Below are 14,465 nucleotides of genomic sequence, written 5' to 3'. Positions count from 1 at the left end.
GTTTTTGCATCTCGGCGACGCTGCGAACGGCGGGGCGGTTTCGCCTCCGCAAAAACCGTGCCGGTTCCGGCCGTCTGCAGCAAGCGGAGCGGCCTCGCCCCGGCGGCCGCTCCGCGGCGAAAAATGGGAGCCGCCTCTCCGTTGGGGGGCGGCTCCCGACAGCGGCGGCGCTCAGCGTTAGTGGAAGCTCAAGCCGTCGATGAAGCCGAGAACGTTATTTTTGAAAACGCTCTCCTTCTCGACCAGGCAGAAGGCGTCCTGATAATAGATCTGGCCGGCGTAGAGGTACATGGTGTCGAGGTTGTAGTAGGCGATGCCGTCCCAGTTGTCGTAGTACTCGATGGAGGCGTAGTAGGCCGGATCGCTGCCGACCTTCTCGTAGGAGCCGAAACGCAGTTCGTAATCGCCGGAAGCGTTCTCGATGGCGCCGACGAGGGCTTCCATCATGGCGTCCAGCATCGCGGCCTCGTCACCGCCGTACTCTTCGAGGATGGCGTCGTTGGAGACCCCGTAGTCCTCACCGCTGTAGAGATTGATCATGCCGATCATCTCCTCGTCGCCGGAGGACCAGACGAAGTAGTAATCGTCGGGGTTCTCGTTGAACATTTCCCAACCGTCGGGGTAGCTGACATGGACGTCGTTTCCGGCGATGGAAAGGTTGGTCGACTCAGCCGCGGCGGGAGCAACCGTCAGCAGCAGAGCCAGTAGAGCGAGGGTGATGGTCGTTTTCTTCACGAAAGCCTCCTGGGTTGTAGGCGATCAAACCGTCCACCGGGGGACCGGTTAGTGGAAATGGAGTTCATCGATGAAGGCCAGCACGTTCTCCCGGAAGGCCTCCTCCTCCTCGGCGGCGCAGAAGGCGTCCAGGTAGAAGATCTGGCCGGCGTAGAGGAAAAGGGAGTCCAGGTTGTAGTAGGTGCTTTCCTCCCAGGTGTCGTAGTAATCGACGGAGGCGAAGTAGGCGGGATCGGCCCCCGTCTTGTTGTGAGCGCCCCAATCGAGCTCGTGGTCGGCGGAGGTTTCTTCGACCGCTGTGACCAGGCTGTCCTTGAGGTCGGCCAGCATCGCCGCCTTGTCGCCGTCGTACTGCTCGAGGATGTCATCCGTCGACATCTCCAGGCTCTCGCCCTTGTAGAGGTTGATCAAGCCGATCAGCTCCTCCTCGGGGGTGGTCCAGACGAAGAAGTAGTCGTCGGTGGTTTCGTTGATAATCTGCCAGTCGTCGGGTATGGAGACCTCGAGTTGATGTCCGGCGATCTCGATGGATTCGGCTAGGCAGAATAGGGGCAGCAGGACCAGCAGGAGCGCTGACTTCTTCACGGTTCCTCCTCGAAGCATCCACGCAGCTTGGCGCGGCTTCGCGTTGAGTGGATGAACGGGTGTGGACGGCGGGCTTGGGCGGTCCCGGCTTACCGCACCGACGGCGGCCTGCGGTGGAATCGAGCCGAAGCCGACGCCCGGCATATTTATCCAAGTATAGACCAAACGTGGTTGTAAGCCAAGAATTCCTCGTTTGTCCTCGTCCCGGTTCTTTCGCCGACGGCTCCGGAGCGCCGGGCGGTAAAAACTGCGTGGCCCCTTTACCCCGGCCGTGTTTAGTAGTAAACTGGGGTTTCCATCATCGTATCAGCATATGCAAAAGGGAGGCCCCGTGTCCCGTTACGAGTTGGACGAGATCCGCAGCCTGGTCATCGGGCTGGAGCGCAGCGTCCCGCTGCCCGCCGGCGCGGAAACGAAGTACATCAACTTTGACAACGCCGCCAGCACGCCGGCCCTCGAACCCGTCAGGGACAAGGTTGACGAGCTGCTGGAGTGGTATTCCTCCATCCACCGGGGCACGGGGTACAAGAGCACCATCGCCACCGAGATCTACGAGGAGGCCCGCCGCGTCGTCGCCGCTTTCGTCGGCGCCGATCCGGCCACCCACCAGGTCGTCTTCACCGTCAACACCACCGTAGCCCTCAACCGCCTGGCCTGTTGCCTGCCGCGGCCGGAGAACGCCGCCGTCCTGATCAGCCCGATGGAGCACCATTCCAACGAGCTGCCCTGGCGCCGCTGCTGCGAAACCTTCTATCTGCCCCTCGACGAGACGGGGCGGATCGATCTCGAAGCGGCCGAGCGCCGGATCGCCGAGCTGGCCGATCGGTTGCTGCTGGTGGCCGTCACCGGGGCCTCCAACATCACCGGCCGCTTGACCCCGCTCCATGAGCTGGCCCGCATCTGCCATGCCCACGGGACGCGGATCGTCGTCGACGCCGCCCAGCTGGGCGCCCACAGTCCTCTAGATGTCGAGCCGGCCGAGCCCGGAGCCCACCTGGACTTCATCGTCCTGGCCGGGCACAAGATGTACGCCCCCTTCGGCGGGGCGGCCATCATCGGCCGTGCCGACGCCCTGGAGAGCTGCCTGCCGGCCTGCGTCGGCGGTGGTACGGTCAAGCTGGTCACCCGGGAGCGGGTGGTCTGGGCCGATCCGCCCGAGCTGCTGGAACCGGGCACACCCAACGTCGTCGGTGCCGTGGCCCTGGCGGCGGCGGCCGAGTTCCTGCGCGGCGTCGGTTTCGACTGGATCGTCGAGCACGAGCGCGAGCTTACCGCCCGGTTGTTGCGCGGAATGGCCGATATCGACGGCGTGATCCTGTACGGCGGCGCTGACGTCGACGACCTCGACGACCGTCTGGGGGTCGTTTCCTTCAACCTGGACGACTACCACCATTCGCTGACCGCCGCCGCCCTCAGTTACGAGGGTGGTATCGGAGTGCGCAACGGCTGCTTCTGCGCCCACCCCTACGTCATCGATCTGCTGGGCGTCGACGACGACACGTTCAACACCCAGGCCGAAGCCATGCTCGCCGGCGACCGCCGCCGCATCCTCGGGATGGTCCGGGCCAGCCTGGGGCTGTACAACAGCCCCGCCGAGGTCGATACTCTGCTCGAGCTGCTCAGCCGTTTGGCCGCCGAGGGTCCCGCCCTGGAGTACGAACAGGATAAACGAACCGGGGCTTGGCATCCCCGGGGTTTCCGCTACGAGCTGGACGGCCGTTTCAGTTTCATGGCGGCGAAGGTGCGCCCAGCGTCTCGCTGAGCCGCCGCGCCAACTCCCGACGCTGTCCGGCGTTCAGGCCGTCGGTGTAACGAACGACGATGGCCAGGGTTGCCGCGCAGCCGCAGCGCAACTCCTCCCCCCGCTCCTCCAGCCGCTCGCCGACGGCCCGGCGCAACCGCGCGCCCTCGCCCGCCTCCAAGGCCCGATACTCCCCGCCCTCCAGACAGGTTAAACAAAAAACCCCCGGCCGTTGCTCGACCAGAGCCGCCGAGCGGTAGGGTCCGCTGAACTGTTCGCCCGCGATGACGATGGGCATCGCCCGCCTCCCCGTTGTTCGATTACGACCCCAGTATAGCAGGCCGAGCCGACGGCTTCCGGAGCACGACGCCGGGTCGCCCGCCGTCGACGCGACGACGGACGTCACCCATCTTGACAGCCCAGCCGAGGCGTCGTACCCTAGGAACCCCGAGCGAACAACAGGCGGACGAACCATGAGCGCAGACAACAACGGTGAGAAGAAATACAGCCTCAAATACATGTTCAGCACCCGGCAGCGGGCGGAGATCTCCGACGAAGAGGCCGACGAGCTGATCGAGAAGATCTGCCGCAAACTGGCCCAGAAGCATCTGCTCGAAACGGCGGTGCTGGCCCTGGAAACGACCTACCCGGCCACCTTCTACGGCAGCCAGGCCCTGCTGGTCCTCGAGCCTCTGGTGGGCGGCTCCCTGGAGCTGTTCTTCCCCAAGGTGCCCTACCGGCGCTTCCAGCAGTTGATGTCGGATCGCCGCCTGGTGCAGAGACTGCTGGCCCGGATGGACGACTACATCAACGCCGGACTGGCCCGGCGCAAGGTCGCCAAGCGCAAGCGCTGGCGCTGGAGGTGAGTCCGCCGCGGGGCGGCGAGGAAGATGCTGTCTTTTTGGGTTCGGAGTTGTTAAAATCGACCCCGCATTACATCGTTCAACCAGACCCGCCGCTCGGTTTATCAACAATCCGGCGGCGGAGCGCAACCACCGGTTGTTGACGCGACTAGCCGGCATAGCGAACGAGGCAGGTCAATGAACACTATTCTGGCAACGGACTGCGGCTCCACTACCACCAAGGCCATCCTGATCCAGAAACAACAGGACGGCACCTACCGTTTGATGGTTCGCGGCGAGGCTCCGACCACCGTCGAGGCCCCGGCCGAGGACGTCACCCGCGGCGTGATCAACGCCGTCAGCGAGGTGGAGGAGCTCTCCAACCGCAAGCTGATCTCCGAGGACGGCACCATCCTCGTCACCGAGCAGCCCGACCAGGGTTGCGATATCTATCTCTCGACCAGCTCGGCCGGCGGCGGGTTGCAGATGATGGTCGCCGGAGTGGTCAAAGAGATGACCGGCGAGTCGGCCGAGCGCGCGGCCCTGGGCGCCGGGGCCATCGTGATGGACGTCCTGGCCACCAACGACCGCCGTCCCAACCATGAGAAAATCGAATCGATCCGCCGGCTGCGCCCGGACATCATCCTGCTCTCCGGTGGAATCGACGGCGGGACGATCAAGCACGTCGTCGAGCTGTCCGAGATCATCGCCGCCGCCGACCCCAAGCCGCGCTTCGGCGCCGGCTACGACCTGCCGGTCATCTACGCCGGCAACGTCGCCGCCCGGGACAAGGTCAAGGAGGATCTGGAAGAGAAGACGGCGCTGATGCTGGTCGACAACATCCGCCCCGTACTGGAGCGCGAGAACCTGGGACCGGCCCGCCACGCCATCCACAACCTGTTCATGGAGCACGTGATGGCCCAGGCCCCGGGCTACGCCAAGCTGATGACCTGGGCCAGGGACACCACGGGCAAACAGGTGCCGATCATGCCCACCCCGGGAGCCGTCGGCGAGATCATCCAGACCATCGCCCGCCGCGAGAGCATCACCGTCGTCGGCGTCGACATCGGCGGCGCCACCACCGACGTCTTCAGCGTCTTCAAGGGCGAGAAATTCGAAGAGACCAAGGAGACGGTCTTCAACCGCACCGTTTCGGCCAACCTCGGCATGAGCTACTCGATCTCCAACGTGATGGCCGAGGCCGGCTTCGACAACGTGATGCGCTGGGTCCCCTTCCACATGGACGAGAGGGATCTGCGCAACCGCATCCGCAACAAGATGATCCGGCCGACCACCATCCCCCAGACCCTCGAGGATCTGATCATCGAGCAGGGCATCGCCCGGGAGGCGCTGCGTCTGGCCTTCATCCAGCACAAGCGCCTGGCCGTCGGGCTCAAGGGCGTCCAGCGCCTGCGCACCATCACCGAAACCTTCGAACAGAAGGGCTCGGAGAGCCTGGTCGACATGCTGGACCTGGACATCCTGGTCGGCTCCGGCGGCGTGCTCTCTCACGCCCCGCGGCGCTCCCAGTCGGCGCTGATGCTGATCGACGCCTTCCTGCCCGAGGGCTTCACCAGCCTGGCCGTGGACTCGATCTTCATGATGCCTCAGCTGGGCGTCCTCAGCCGCTCCAACGAGAAGGCGGCCACCGACGTCTTCGTCAAGGACTGCCTGATCCATCTGGGCACCTGCGTCGCCCCGATCTGTAAGGCCAAACCCGGCGCCAAGCTGGCCGAGCTTGAAATCGAGCTGCCCGACGGCGAGAAGATCAACAAGGAAATGACCTTCGGCGTCATCGACATCGTGCCCCTCGAGTTTCCGAGCAAGGCGATCGTGCGTGTCCTCAAGGCCGAACGGAACGTCGACTTCGGCGAGGGTCCGGGCAAGGAAGCCGTCGCCGAAGTCTCGGGCGGACTCTCGGGCATCATCCTCGACGGACGCGGCCGCCGACCCTTCGAGCTGCCCGAGGACGACAGCGAGCGGATCAACAAACTCAAGGAATGGCACGCCGCCCTCGACTGCTACCCGAACTACGAGCACGAGTAACCATAGCGGCGACACACTATAAGAGTGCATCAGGAGGAACGCTGTGGGACACGCCTATACCCCCGGCCTCAAGGTCACCCCGCAAACCGTCGTTACCAAGGAGCGCAAGTTGCCCCTGCTGGGCGAGGTCCTGGTGGAGAAGGGCCAGCGCGTCGGCGCCCTGGACGTCGTCGCCCGCACCCTGCTTCCCGGTAACGTCGAGAGCGTCAACGTGGCCAACAAGTTCTCCGTCCCCCCCGAGGACGTGCCGGAGATCATGATCGTCACGGAGGGCGATGAGGTCGAGAAGGGCCAGTTGATCGCCAAGACCAAAGGCCTGTTCGGCCTGTTCAAGAGTGAGCTCCAGGCTCCGGTCAAGGGCACCATCGAGAATATCTCCGCCGTCACCGGCCAGGTCATGCTGCGCGAGCCGCCCCATCCCGTCGAGGTCAACGCCTACTGCGAGGGTGTCGTCGACGAGGTCCTGCCCGAGGAGGGTGTGGTCATCAAGACCACGGGCGCTTTCATCCAGGGCATCTTCGGCATCGGCGGGGAAACCCACGGCGAGATCAAGGTCGTCGTCGATGACCCGTCCGCCGAGCTGACCGCCGAGCTGATCACCGAGGACTGCAAGGACAAGGTCGTCGTCGGCGGCGCTCTGGTGACCAACACCGCCCTGCGCCGAGCCATCGAGGTCGGCGCCGTGGGTGTGGTCGCCGGCGGCTTCAACGACAGCGATCTAAAGGAGTTCCTGGGCTTCGACCTTGGCGTGGCCATCACCGGCCACGAGGACAAGGGCGTCACCCTGATCGTCACCGAGGGTTTCGGCGCCATCGAGATGGCCCACGACACCTTCAAGCTGCTCAAGAGCCTGGAGGGTAAGATGGCCAGCATCAACGGCGCCACTCAGATCCGCGCCGGGGTCATCCGTCCCGAGATCATCGTCCCCCAGATCTCCGAAGGCGGGAGCATCGAGGAGCGCGCCGGGGAAGAAGGCGGCGACCTGCTGATCGGCACGGTCATCCGCATCATCCGCGAGCCCTATTTCGGTCGCCTGGCCAAGGTCACCGAGCTGCCCGTCGAGTTGACCAAGCTGGAGAGCGAGGCCAAGGTCCGCGTGCTCAAGGCCCGGCTCTACGATGACGAAGAGGTCACCCTGCCCCGGGCCAACGTCGAGCTGATCGAGGCCTAGTCGGGTTGACAGCGACGATTACACCAACGGGGCCCCAAGGGCCCCGTTGGTATTCAGACCTTCGACCCGGCGGGTCGGCAGCGCCCGGTCGGGCTTACTTGAACAGCTTGCGGAACAGCCCGCCGGAGGCCTTGCCGGCGGCGCGCCGGCCCACACGCCGGCCGATACGATTCTTCGAGACGGCGTTGAGGTCGCCCAACAGCCGGGCGATCAGGTAGAGGAGGTTGCGTAGTCCGCCCATGGTTCCTTTCACCGGGGTTTCTTCTTGGTGGTCGGCGGGTTCGAGACACCATAAGCATAACAAAGGCCCCCGACGCCTGGCTAATTCGGGGGCCAGCGAGGTCGATAACGCGCCGTCACATCTCCTCACGGGCCTCCAGACCGAGGAGGCCGAAGCCGTGGCGCAGAACCCCCTGCAGCGCTCGGCAGAGGGCCAGGCGGGCCCGGGCCGTCGCCTTGTCCTCGATCAGCACCTTGACCGCCTTGTAGTAGGGGTGGAACAGGCCGGCCAACTGGTGCAGATAGGCGGCGAGGCGCTGGGGCGCCCGATGCTCCGCCGCCTCGTGGACCACGCCGGGGTAGTAGATGAGCTGGCGCAGCAGCTCGGTCTGACGCCCGACGGCGCTCCCGTCGCGGTCGTCGTTGACGGTGAACAGGGGTGTCAAGTCGACGGTGTCGAGGTCGTCAAGCTTGAAGCCCTGCTTCCGCGCGTTGGCGAAGATGCTGCAGATGCGGGTGTAGGCGTACTGCAGATAGTAGGCCGGGTTCTCGGCGGAGCGCTCGGCGGCCAGGTCGAGGTCGAACTCGAGGTGGCTCTCCGGCGAGCGCTCGAGGAACATGTAGCGGGCCACGTCGACGCCGACCTCGTCGATCAGGTCGTCCAGGGTGACCAGATTGCCCTGGCGCTTGCTCATGGCCACGATGCGTTCGCCCTGCTTGAAGGTCACCCAGCCCGAGATCAGCACCTCGAGGGCCGCGCCGGGCACCCCGGCGGCCTGGAGCCCGGCCCGGGTGGGCAGGATGTGGCCGTGGTGGTCGGGTCCCCAGATATCGATCAGCAGGCGCTCACGGTTCTCGTTGAGCCGCTTCCACTTGTCCAGGTGGTAGGCGATGTCGGCCAGCAGGTAGGTCGGCTTGCCGTTGGAGCGGACGACGACCCGGTCCTTGTCGTCGCCGTGATCCGTGGTGCGCAGCCAGGTCGCCCCCTCGGCCTCGTAGGTCACCCCGCGCTCGACAAGGAGGCGGTAGGTCTCCAGCAGGGGACCGGGAACGCTGTCGAGGGCCAGTTCGGTGGGAAAGACGAAGCCGTCGAGGACATCAGTGTAGGCCAGGCCCCGGGGTGGCGCGTAGAGGGCGTGCTCGTGCTCGAAAACCCCGAAGACGGCGCCGAAACGGTGCAGGCTCTCCTTCTGTAGCTCGAACTGCACGGCGACGGCGTCGCCGATCTCGCGTAACAGATCATCCTCGGCGAAGGTCGGACCGCCCGGCTGCTCGCTCTGCGCGGCCTCCCGGCGGCGCAGCTCATAGAGTCGCTCGGCCACCGGTGCAACGGTCTCGGCGGCGTAGCCTCCGTCGTCGCCCCAGGCGTAGATCTCGTCGGGGATCGTCCAGCCGGCCTCGCGATAGCGGTCACGGTTCTGGCCGAAGACACTCTTGCCGAACTCCAGCACCTGGGTCCCGGCGTCGTTGACGTAGTATTCCTCGGTGACCTGGTGGCCGACGGCGCGCAGGACGGCGGCCAGGGCGCTGCCCAGGGCGGCGGCGCGGCCGTTGACCACCAGCAACGGCCCCGTGGGGTTGGCGCTGACGTACTCCAGGTTGATGCTTTTTTGATTGGTGACGGGAGCGATGGTTACTGCGCCCAGCCAGTCGCGCAGTCGTCCTTCGAGGAAGCGTCGATCGAGGTGCAGGTTGATGAAGCCCGGCCCGGCGATCTCCCGTCGTTCGACGATCCCGGACAGACGCGGTGCCACTGCTTCGACCAGCTCTTCGGCTATCCGGCGCGGGTTGCTCTTCAGCGGCCGGGCCAGTTGCAGGGCCAGGTTGCAGGCGTAGTGGCCGAACTCGGGCTTGGCGGCGGGTTCGACGGTGAAGTCGGGGATCTCGGTGAGAGATGGGTGCAGCTCGGACAGGGCGGCGCTGAAGGCGTCGTGGAGTTCGCGGCTGGGGTCGGCGATCGTCGTCATGGCGTGGTCGGCGGGTTGGGGTTGGGCGACGGTCATTGTCGAGCGGCCCCCATCTTAACACAGCCGGGCCCCCGGCCGCCGCCGTCACGGTTCTTGCTCACCGAGTTCTCCCGGGCGGTAGAACTCGGGCAACAACCGCGCCGGCGGCTCGGGTACCGGCGGTGCGCGGCGGGTATCCTCACGGCTGGGTCGGGGTCCTCAGGCTCTCGACCTGTGGTGAGTTAACATCCCGGGATGGTCAGCCCTTGTGGTAGGGGTGGCCGCTGAGGATGGTGAAGGCGCGGTAGAGGCCCTCGACGACGACGAGGCGGGCCAGCTCGTGGGGCAGGGTCCAGGGTCCGAGGGAGAGGCGGAAGGCCCCGGGCAGGGGCTCCAGACCGTGGGCGCCGCCGAGGGCCAGGTCGAGTCCGGTGCGGGTCAGACGCCAGTCGTCGAGGCGGGCGGCGAAGGCCTCGCTGGAGAGGACCTTGCCCCGCGGGTCGAGCTGAACGAGCTGGTGTTCGGCTTTCAGTTTGTCGGCGACGGCCTCGGCGGCATGCCGGCGGGCGGCGGCGACGGCGCCTTTCGCGCCCTCGCGCACCGGCGGGGAGCGCAGCTCGAGGAGCTCGAAGTCGCAGAAGCGCTGCAGCCGCTGGAGGTAGAAGCCGACCCCCCGGCGGATGAAGTCGCGCCGTGTGGGATCGACGGTGATCAGGCGGACGGCGAACATCAGTCCGTGGAGGAGGTCGAGGCGGGCTCGTCGGGCAGCTCGAGTTCCAGTTCGGGCGCATCGCCCCAGAGGCGCTCCAGGTCGTAGTATTCGCGCACGGGCCGGCGGAAGAGATGGACGATGACGTCGAAGAAATCGAGCAGTACCCAGTTGCAGTTCTGCTCGCCCTCGCGATGAACGGGGGCCACACCGCGCTGCTTGAGCTCCCTGTCGAGCTGCTTGACCAGGGCGCGGACGTGGTTGTCGGTCTGGCCGCCGGCGATGAGGAAGAAGTCGCTCATCGCCGCCATCCCGCGCAGATCGAGGGCCAACAGGTCCTCGGCCTTGCCGCGGTCCAGGATGTGGGCGATCAGGCGGACCAGCTCGGGGCCTTCGGGTTTGGCCTGGTTGGTGATGGTCGTCCTCCCGGGTTTGGTCAGTGGTGGAGCCGCTCGAGGAGTTCGATTTGGCTGAGGGCGTGGGGATGGACCCGGCCGCCGCGTCGACGGACGTAGTCCGTCGTATGTCGCAGGCGGACCAGCAGGGCCGTCAGGGGATCCTCGGCGGCCGCGGCGCGCAACTCCTCGACGCCGGGGTAATCCCGGGTTTCTTCGACGGCGTCGGCCAGCATCAGGGCGCAGAGCAGCGGCGTGGGCAGGAGGTGGCCGATGGTGTGGTAGCGCACGGCGAAGAGGATCTCGGCGTTCTCGAGTCCATGGTCCAGGGCCCATTGGGCCGCGAGGGGCCCGTGGTGCAGCTTGCCGGGGTGGGCGCGTTCGAGGTCGTCGAGGGGAAAGGCGTCGGGTTCGCCGATACCGTCGCGGCGGACGTCGTGGATAATCCCGGCCAGGCGGGCACGGCGGGCCAGCTCGGCATCGACGGGGTCCGGCGGAGCGGCGGCGGGACGGGAGGAGGGCGTCGGCCTCTGCTCCAGCGCTGGATGGTCGCGGGCGGTCAATCTCCAGGACCCGATGCAAAAACAGCGTCCCCCGTCGCCGGGGTCGCAGTCGGTCAGGCGGCTGACGCCGACGAGAAAGCCGCTCCGGCGAAAGGCGGCAGCTACGGCGGGAGCCATGCGTTCGGCCGCTTTGGCGGTGCCGAGGGCGTGGGCGCGGCGGTCGGCGTCCCGGCGGGCGAGGAGCTCCAGGGCGCGTCGGGCGACGTCTTCCTCGACACTCCGGGAGTCGCGGGAGCGCCGCGGGGTGTCGCGGGGCTGAAGGACGGGTTCGCTCAACGGAGCAGGCGGGCGACCTCGGTGAGAACGGTGCCGGTGGCGTTCCAGACCTCGGCCAGGTTGGCCTTGTCCGTGGCCACCACGGCCATCGTCAACTGGTTGGGCAGCCGGGAGAGGACGATGACGCCGGATTGGTAACGGGTGATCGCCTGGACGACGTTGCCGTAGCCCAACTCCTCGCCGGTGCGCTTGAGTGTCAGGTAGCCGTTGGAGCAGATCGCCCCGATCTCCTCGACATCGGCGTCCTCGGCTCCGACGGAGTCCAGAACTAAACCGTCCTCACCGACCACGACGGCCACCTTGACCTCGCTGACGGCCAGCAGGTTCTTCAAGATCCTGGAAATCTCCTCAATTACCACTATCGGACTCCTTGTCGTCGTCTTGCGACTGCTTGCGTTCGGCGATATCGCTCAACCATTCGGTGAAGGCTCCCAGGTTGGGGACGCTGGGTTCATCGCGGCTGGGGGGCAACTCGTCTTTGATCGGCGGCTGGACGGGAGGAACGTCTTCTTCTTCCATAACCTCGGTGCGCGGCTCTTCGGGAGGCAACTCTTCCTCACGGGGCGGCGGCGGGACGGGGCGGTCGGCGGGCGGCTCTTCCTCGGCCTCGTCGACCGGCGTTTCCGGCTCCTGCGGTTCTGCGGAGGATGCCCTGGCGGCGGGAGGGCTCTCGTACTCGTCCTCGGCGAAGGCGGAGGCCACGTCGACCTCGAGCTCATCGTCCCCGTCCGCCTTTTCCCGGGGCTCCGTCCCGGACCCCGATTCGGGCTTCGGTTCATCGTCGACGGGTTCCGGTGCCACGCCGAATTCAGCCTCGATATCGACGACCTCGTTGCTGCGTTCGGGTTCGATGGGTTCGGGCAACAGGTCGTCTTCGTGCAGGTCCACTTCCGGCGCCGCTTCGCGCAGATCGAGCACCTCTTCCCGTCCGGCGGACTCCGGGACCTGCGCGGCGGTCCCCCCGTCTGCAGCGGCCGATGATTCGGTCGACGGTTCGTCCTCGCGCATTACCTGGTCGAAGTCGATCGCGGCGATCTCGGTGGTCTCCTCGTCCGTCGCGCGGTAAGCCTCGCTCTCCTCGACGGCGGGGGAATCAAGATCGAGTTCAATGACATCTTCATCGCTTCCCGGACGCTGACCCTCCAGCTTGTCCAGCTTTTCCCGCGCGGCGCGGTTGGAGGGATCGAGCTCCAGGATGCGGCGGTAGACCGTGGCGGCTTCGCCCAGGCGGCGCTGGCGCTTGCGCATCAGGGCCACGCAGTCCAGGGCCACCAGGTTGTCCGGATCGCTGCGCAGTACACTGCGGAAGGTCGCCTCAGCCTTGGGGTAGTTACCGAGGTCGAGGTAGCACTTGCCCAGCACGATCTGGGCCGGCAGATAGTCGCTGCGGTTTGCCAGACCGCGCTTGAGCACCGCAAAGGCTTCCTCGTAGAGGCCGCTTTTGCGGTAGGCGTCGGCCAACGGAACGAAGGCCAGGGAGTTGGGATCCCGTGCCAGAATCTGCGTGTAACGCTCGATCTCTGGGCCGAGGTTGAGCCGCTTGGCCATAGTGATTCAAGAGGGGTTGACGGCCGCCGGCCCGCGATCAGGCTCGTCAGCGTCCGGCGGCGCTTGGTGAACATGATAACTGCCGTTCAGCAGCAATCAAACCGCAACCCGACAACGGGCCGGCTGCAGGCTAGCAGCAGCCTTGACAATGATATAACTCACTTTCGAGTTTATCCCGGAAAGGCTTGCAAGTCAAGGGCTAATGATTGTAAGCCTGCGTCCGACCGTGCTATACTGCATTAACCTGTTCAGCCAATCCGGCGGCCGCGGCCGTCGCCACCCCTTGGAGGTTCCATGCGATTCAAACCCGCGGCGATCCTGCTCGCCCTGCTGCTGGTCTTCGGCGCCGCCTGGGCCGAGGACATCGAAGAAGAAACCTACGACCCCGGCGATGAAAACGAGTACGGCGAGGGCGGCGACGAGGGCGACGACGGCGAGACCGACGGCCCCGTCACCGACAACCCTCATCAAACGGGCGCCTTCTCCGGCGGTCTCTACCTGGGCGGGATGACCTGGCCCCGCCAGGACGACGACGGCGACCCCTACGGCAACGACGCCGGCGGCTTCCTCGTCGGCCTGCGCGGCCAGTACTACTTCATCGACAACCTGGCCGCCTTCGCCAACCTCGACTTCGCCTTCGGTGACTACACCAGCATGATCCGTCTGGTCCTGGGCGCCCAGTACAACATCCCCCTGAGTAACGAGTTCACCGCCTTCATCGGTGCCGGTCTGGCCTTCGACATCGCCTCCTGGGACGCCTTCCCCTACGACGATCGCGAACCCGAGGATCCCGAGGACCGCAACAGCGCCTTCTACGACGAGGGCTCACGCACCAACGTCGGCTTCAACGCCACCGGCGGCGTCGAGTTCTTCGTCACCCCGGATATCTCCCTGCGGCCCGCCGTCGGTCTCGACCTCTCCGGCAGCCTGCACATGGTCTACGGCCTCGGCGTCAGCTACTACCTCTAAGCCATGCGTCGCGCCCTGCCAGTCCTGTTAGTATTGCTCACGCTGCCGACAACGACGCCGGCCCGCCGTTTCGCCGGGCTGAACGTCGAGGGCGAATACTACAGCTGGGCTGAGCTGGGGGGCTGGGAGGGTGAGTACTTCTGGCCCGTGCGCAGCGGCTTCCGCCTGAATCTCGAGCTCGAGTTTCCCCTCGGCCGGGGGGATTACTTCCTCGGCCTGGGCTACGCCGCCGATCCCAAAATCTGGAACAGCAACCGGATCAGCGTCCTCGGCGGCGGCTTCCTGGCCCTCGGCGGCGACCACCGCCTGCGCCTGGCCCTGCGGGTCAACATGACCTACCCCTACGCCCACGACTGGTGGGGCTGGACGGTCAAGGTCGAAAACGCCTGGTGGGGTGTCGGTGTCGAGGGCCGCTGGTTGTGGGAGTTCACCCCCGGTCTGGCCTGCTGCGCCTCCCTGCGGCCCGAGGTCGCCTGGGGTAATGATATCCTGACGATCCCCATCACCGCAGGCGTCGGACTGACCATGTATTTCTAGTTGACCGCTCCGCCTCCCGCCGCTTCGTTCGTGCCTGGACATCGTGCAAAGAAACCCTCCCCGCGGAGGGTTTTGCGGTGGAATCGCTTCACTCCACCGCAGGGATACAGATATCTAACGTGCTCTGACACCGACGCTGAAGGGCGAAATGGTCGTGCACGTTAGTTATCAGTTGCTCAGCTG

General features: G+C 66.0%; 15 protein-coding genes. 6 read left to right on the top strand and 9 right to left on the bottom strand.

Annotation, left to right across the window (positions count from 1 at the left end; genetic code table 11):
- Positions 1-177: 177 nt before the first annotated feature.
- Together GF399_08035 and GF399_08030 are read right to left on the bottom strand one after the other, a co-directional pair.
- Entirely contained in the window at positions 178-735 is a 558-nt protein-coding gene (locus tag GF399_08035) for a hypothetical protein (protein ID MBD3400267.1), read from the bottom strand.
- A gap of 48 nt (positions 736-783) precedes the next feature.
- On the bottom strand, positions 784-1,320 hold the full coding sequence (locus GF399_08030; GenBank protein MBD3400266.1) for a hypothetical protein: 537 nt from the start codon (positions 1,318-1,320) through the stop codon (positions 784-786).
- A gap of 313 nt (positions 1,321-1,633) precedes the next feature.
- Between GF399_08030 and GF399_08025 the strand changes: the two genes are divergently transcribed.
- Entirely contained in the window at positions 1,634-3,082 is a 1,449-nt protein-coding gene (locus GF399_08025; GenBank protein MBD3400265.1) for an aminotransferase class V-fold PLP-dependent enzyme, read from the top strand.
- On the opposite strand, the gene GF399_08020 is transcribed toward GF399_08025, so the two are convergent.
- Positions 3,048-3,359: a hypothetical protein gene (locus GF399_08020; protein MBD3400264.1), complete on the bottom strand. Its 312-nt coding sequence runs from the start codon at positions 3,357-3,359 to the stop codon at positions 3,048-3,050. The two genes, GF399_08025 and GF399_08020, sit on opposite strands and share 35 nt — an antisense overlap.
- A gap of 175 nt (positions 3,360-3,534) precedes the next feature.
- On the opposite strand from GF399_08020, the gene GF399_08015 reads away from it, so the two are divergent.
- From GF399_08015 to GF399_08005, 3 genes are all read left to right on the top strand, one after another.
- On the top strand, positions 3,535-3,927 hold the full coding sequence (locus GF399_08015) for a hypothetical protein (protein ID MBD3400263.1): 393 nt from the start codon (positions 3,535-3,537) through the stop codon (positions 3,925-3,927).
- Between the two features lie 174 nt (positions 3,928-4,101).
- The gene (locus tag GF399_08010; GenBank protein ID MBD3400262.1) at positions 4,102-5,949 is read left to right on the top strand and encodes a methylaspartate mutase; all 1,848 of its coding nucleotides are present in this window, start codon (positions 4,102-4,104) and stop codon (positions 5,947-5,949) included.
- A gap of 43 nt (positions 5,950-5,992) precedes the next feature.
- The gene (locus tag GF399_08005) at positions 5,993-7,120 is read left to right on the top strand and encodes a hypothetical protein (GenBank protein MBD3400261.1); all 1,128 of its coding nucleotides are present in this window, start codon (positions 5,993-5,995) and stop codon (positions 7,118-7,120) included.
- A 94-nt stretch (positions 7,121-7,214) separates the two neighbouring features.
- On the opposite strand, the gene GF399_08000 is transcribed toward GF399_08005, so the two are convergent.
- From GF399_08000 to GF399_07975, 6 genes are all read right to left on the bottom strand, one after another.
- On the bottom strand, positions 7,215-7,373 hold the full coding sequence (locus GF399_08000) for a hypothetical protein (protein MBD3400260.1): 159 nt from the start codon (positions 7,371-7,373) through the stop codon (positions 7,215-7,217).
- Between the two features lie 103 nt (positions 7,374-7,476).
- Positions 7,477-9,342 carry an arginine--tRNA ligase gene (locus tag GF399_07995; protein ID MBD3400259.1) on the bottom strand — a complete coding sequence of 622 codons (1,866 nt, stop codon included), beginning with the start codon at positions 9,340-9,342 and terminating at the stop codon, positions 7,477-7,479.
- Positions 9,343-9,544: 202 nt separating this feature from the next.
- Positions 9,545-10,015 carry a 23S rRNA (pseudouridine(1915)-N(3))-methyltransferase RlmH gene (locus GF399_07990; GenBank protein ID MBD3400258.1) on the bottom strand — a complete coding sequence of 157 codons (471 nt, stop codon included), beginning with the start codon at positions 10,013-10,015 and terminating at the stop codon, positions 9,545-9,547.
- Positions 10,015-10,725 carry a ribosome silencing factor gene (gene rsfS, locus GF399_07985; protein ID MBD3400257.1) on the bottom strand — a complete coding sequence of 237 codons (711 nt, stop codon included), beginning with the start codon at positions 10,723-10,725 and terminating at the stop codon, positions 10,015-10,017. Before rsfS ends, GF399_07990 begins: the two co-directional genes overlap by 1 nt.
- Positions 10,726-11,224: 499 nt before the next feature.
- Entirely contained in the window at positions 11,225-11,635 is a 411-nt protein-coding gene (locus GF399_07980) for a hypothetical protein (protein MBD3400256.1), read from the bottom strand.
- Positions 11,577-12,776, bottom strand: coding sequence for a tetratricopeptide repeat protein (locus tag GF399_07975; GenBank protein MBD3400255.1), 1,200 nt, complete (start codon positions 12,774-12,776; stop codon positions 11,577-11,579). Before GF399_07975 ends, GF399_07980 begins: the two co-directional genes overlap by 59 nt.
- Positions 12,777-13,070: 294 nt before the next feature.
- On the opposite strand from GF399_07975, the gene GF399_07970 reads away from it, so the two are divergent.
- Entirely contained in the window at positions 13,071-13,745 is a 675-nt protein-coding gene (locus GF399_07970; protein MBD3400254.1) for a hypothetical protein, read from the top strand.
- Between the two features lie 3 nt (positions 13,746-13,748).
- Positions 13,749-14,282 carry a hypothetical protein gene (locus GF399_07965; GenBank protein ID MBD3400253.1) on the top strand — a complete coding sequence of 178 codons (534 nt, stop codon included), beginning with the start codon at positions 13,749-13,751 and terminating at the stop codon, positions 14,280-14,282.
- Positions 14,283-14,465 lie beyond the last annotated feature (183 nt).

It is taken from the genome of Candidatus Coatesbacteria bacterium, from assembly GCA_014728225.1.
Lineage (GTDB): Bacteria > RBG-13-66-14 > RBG-13-66-14 > RBG-13-66-14 > RBG-13-66-14 > WJLX01.
This window is presented reverse-complemented; position numbering and strand designations above follow the sequence as displayed.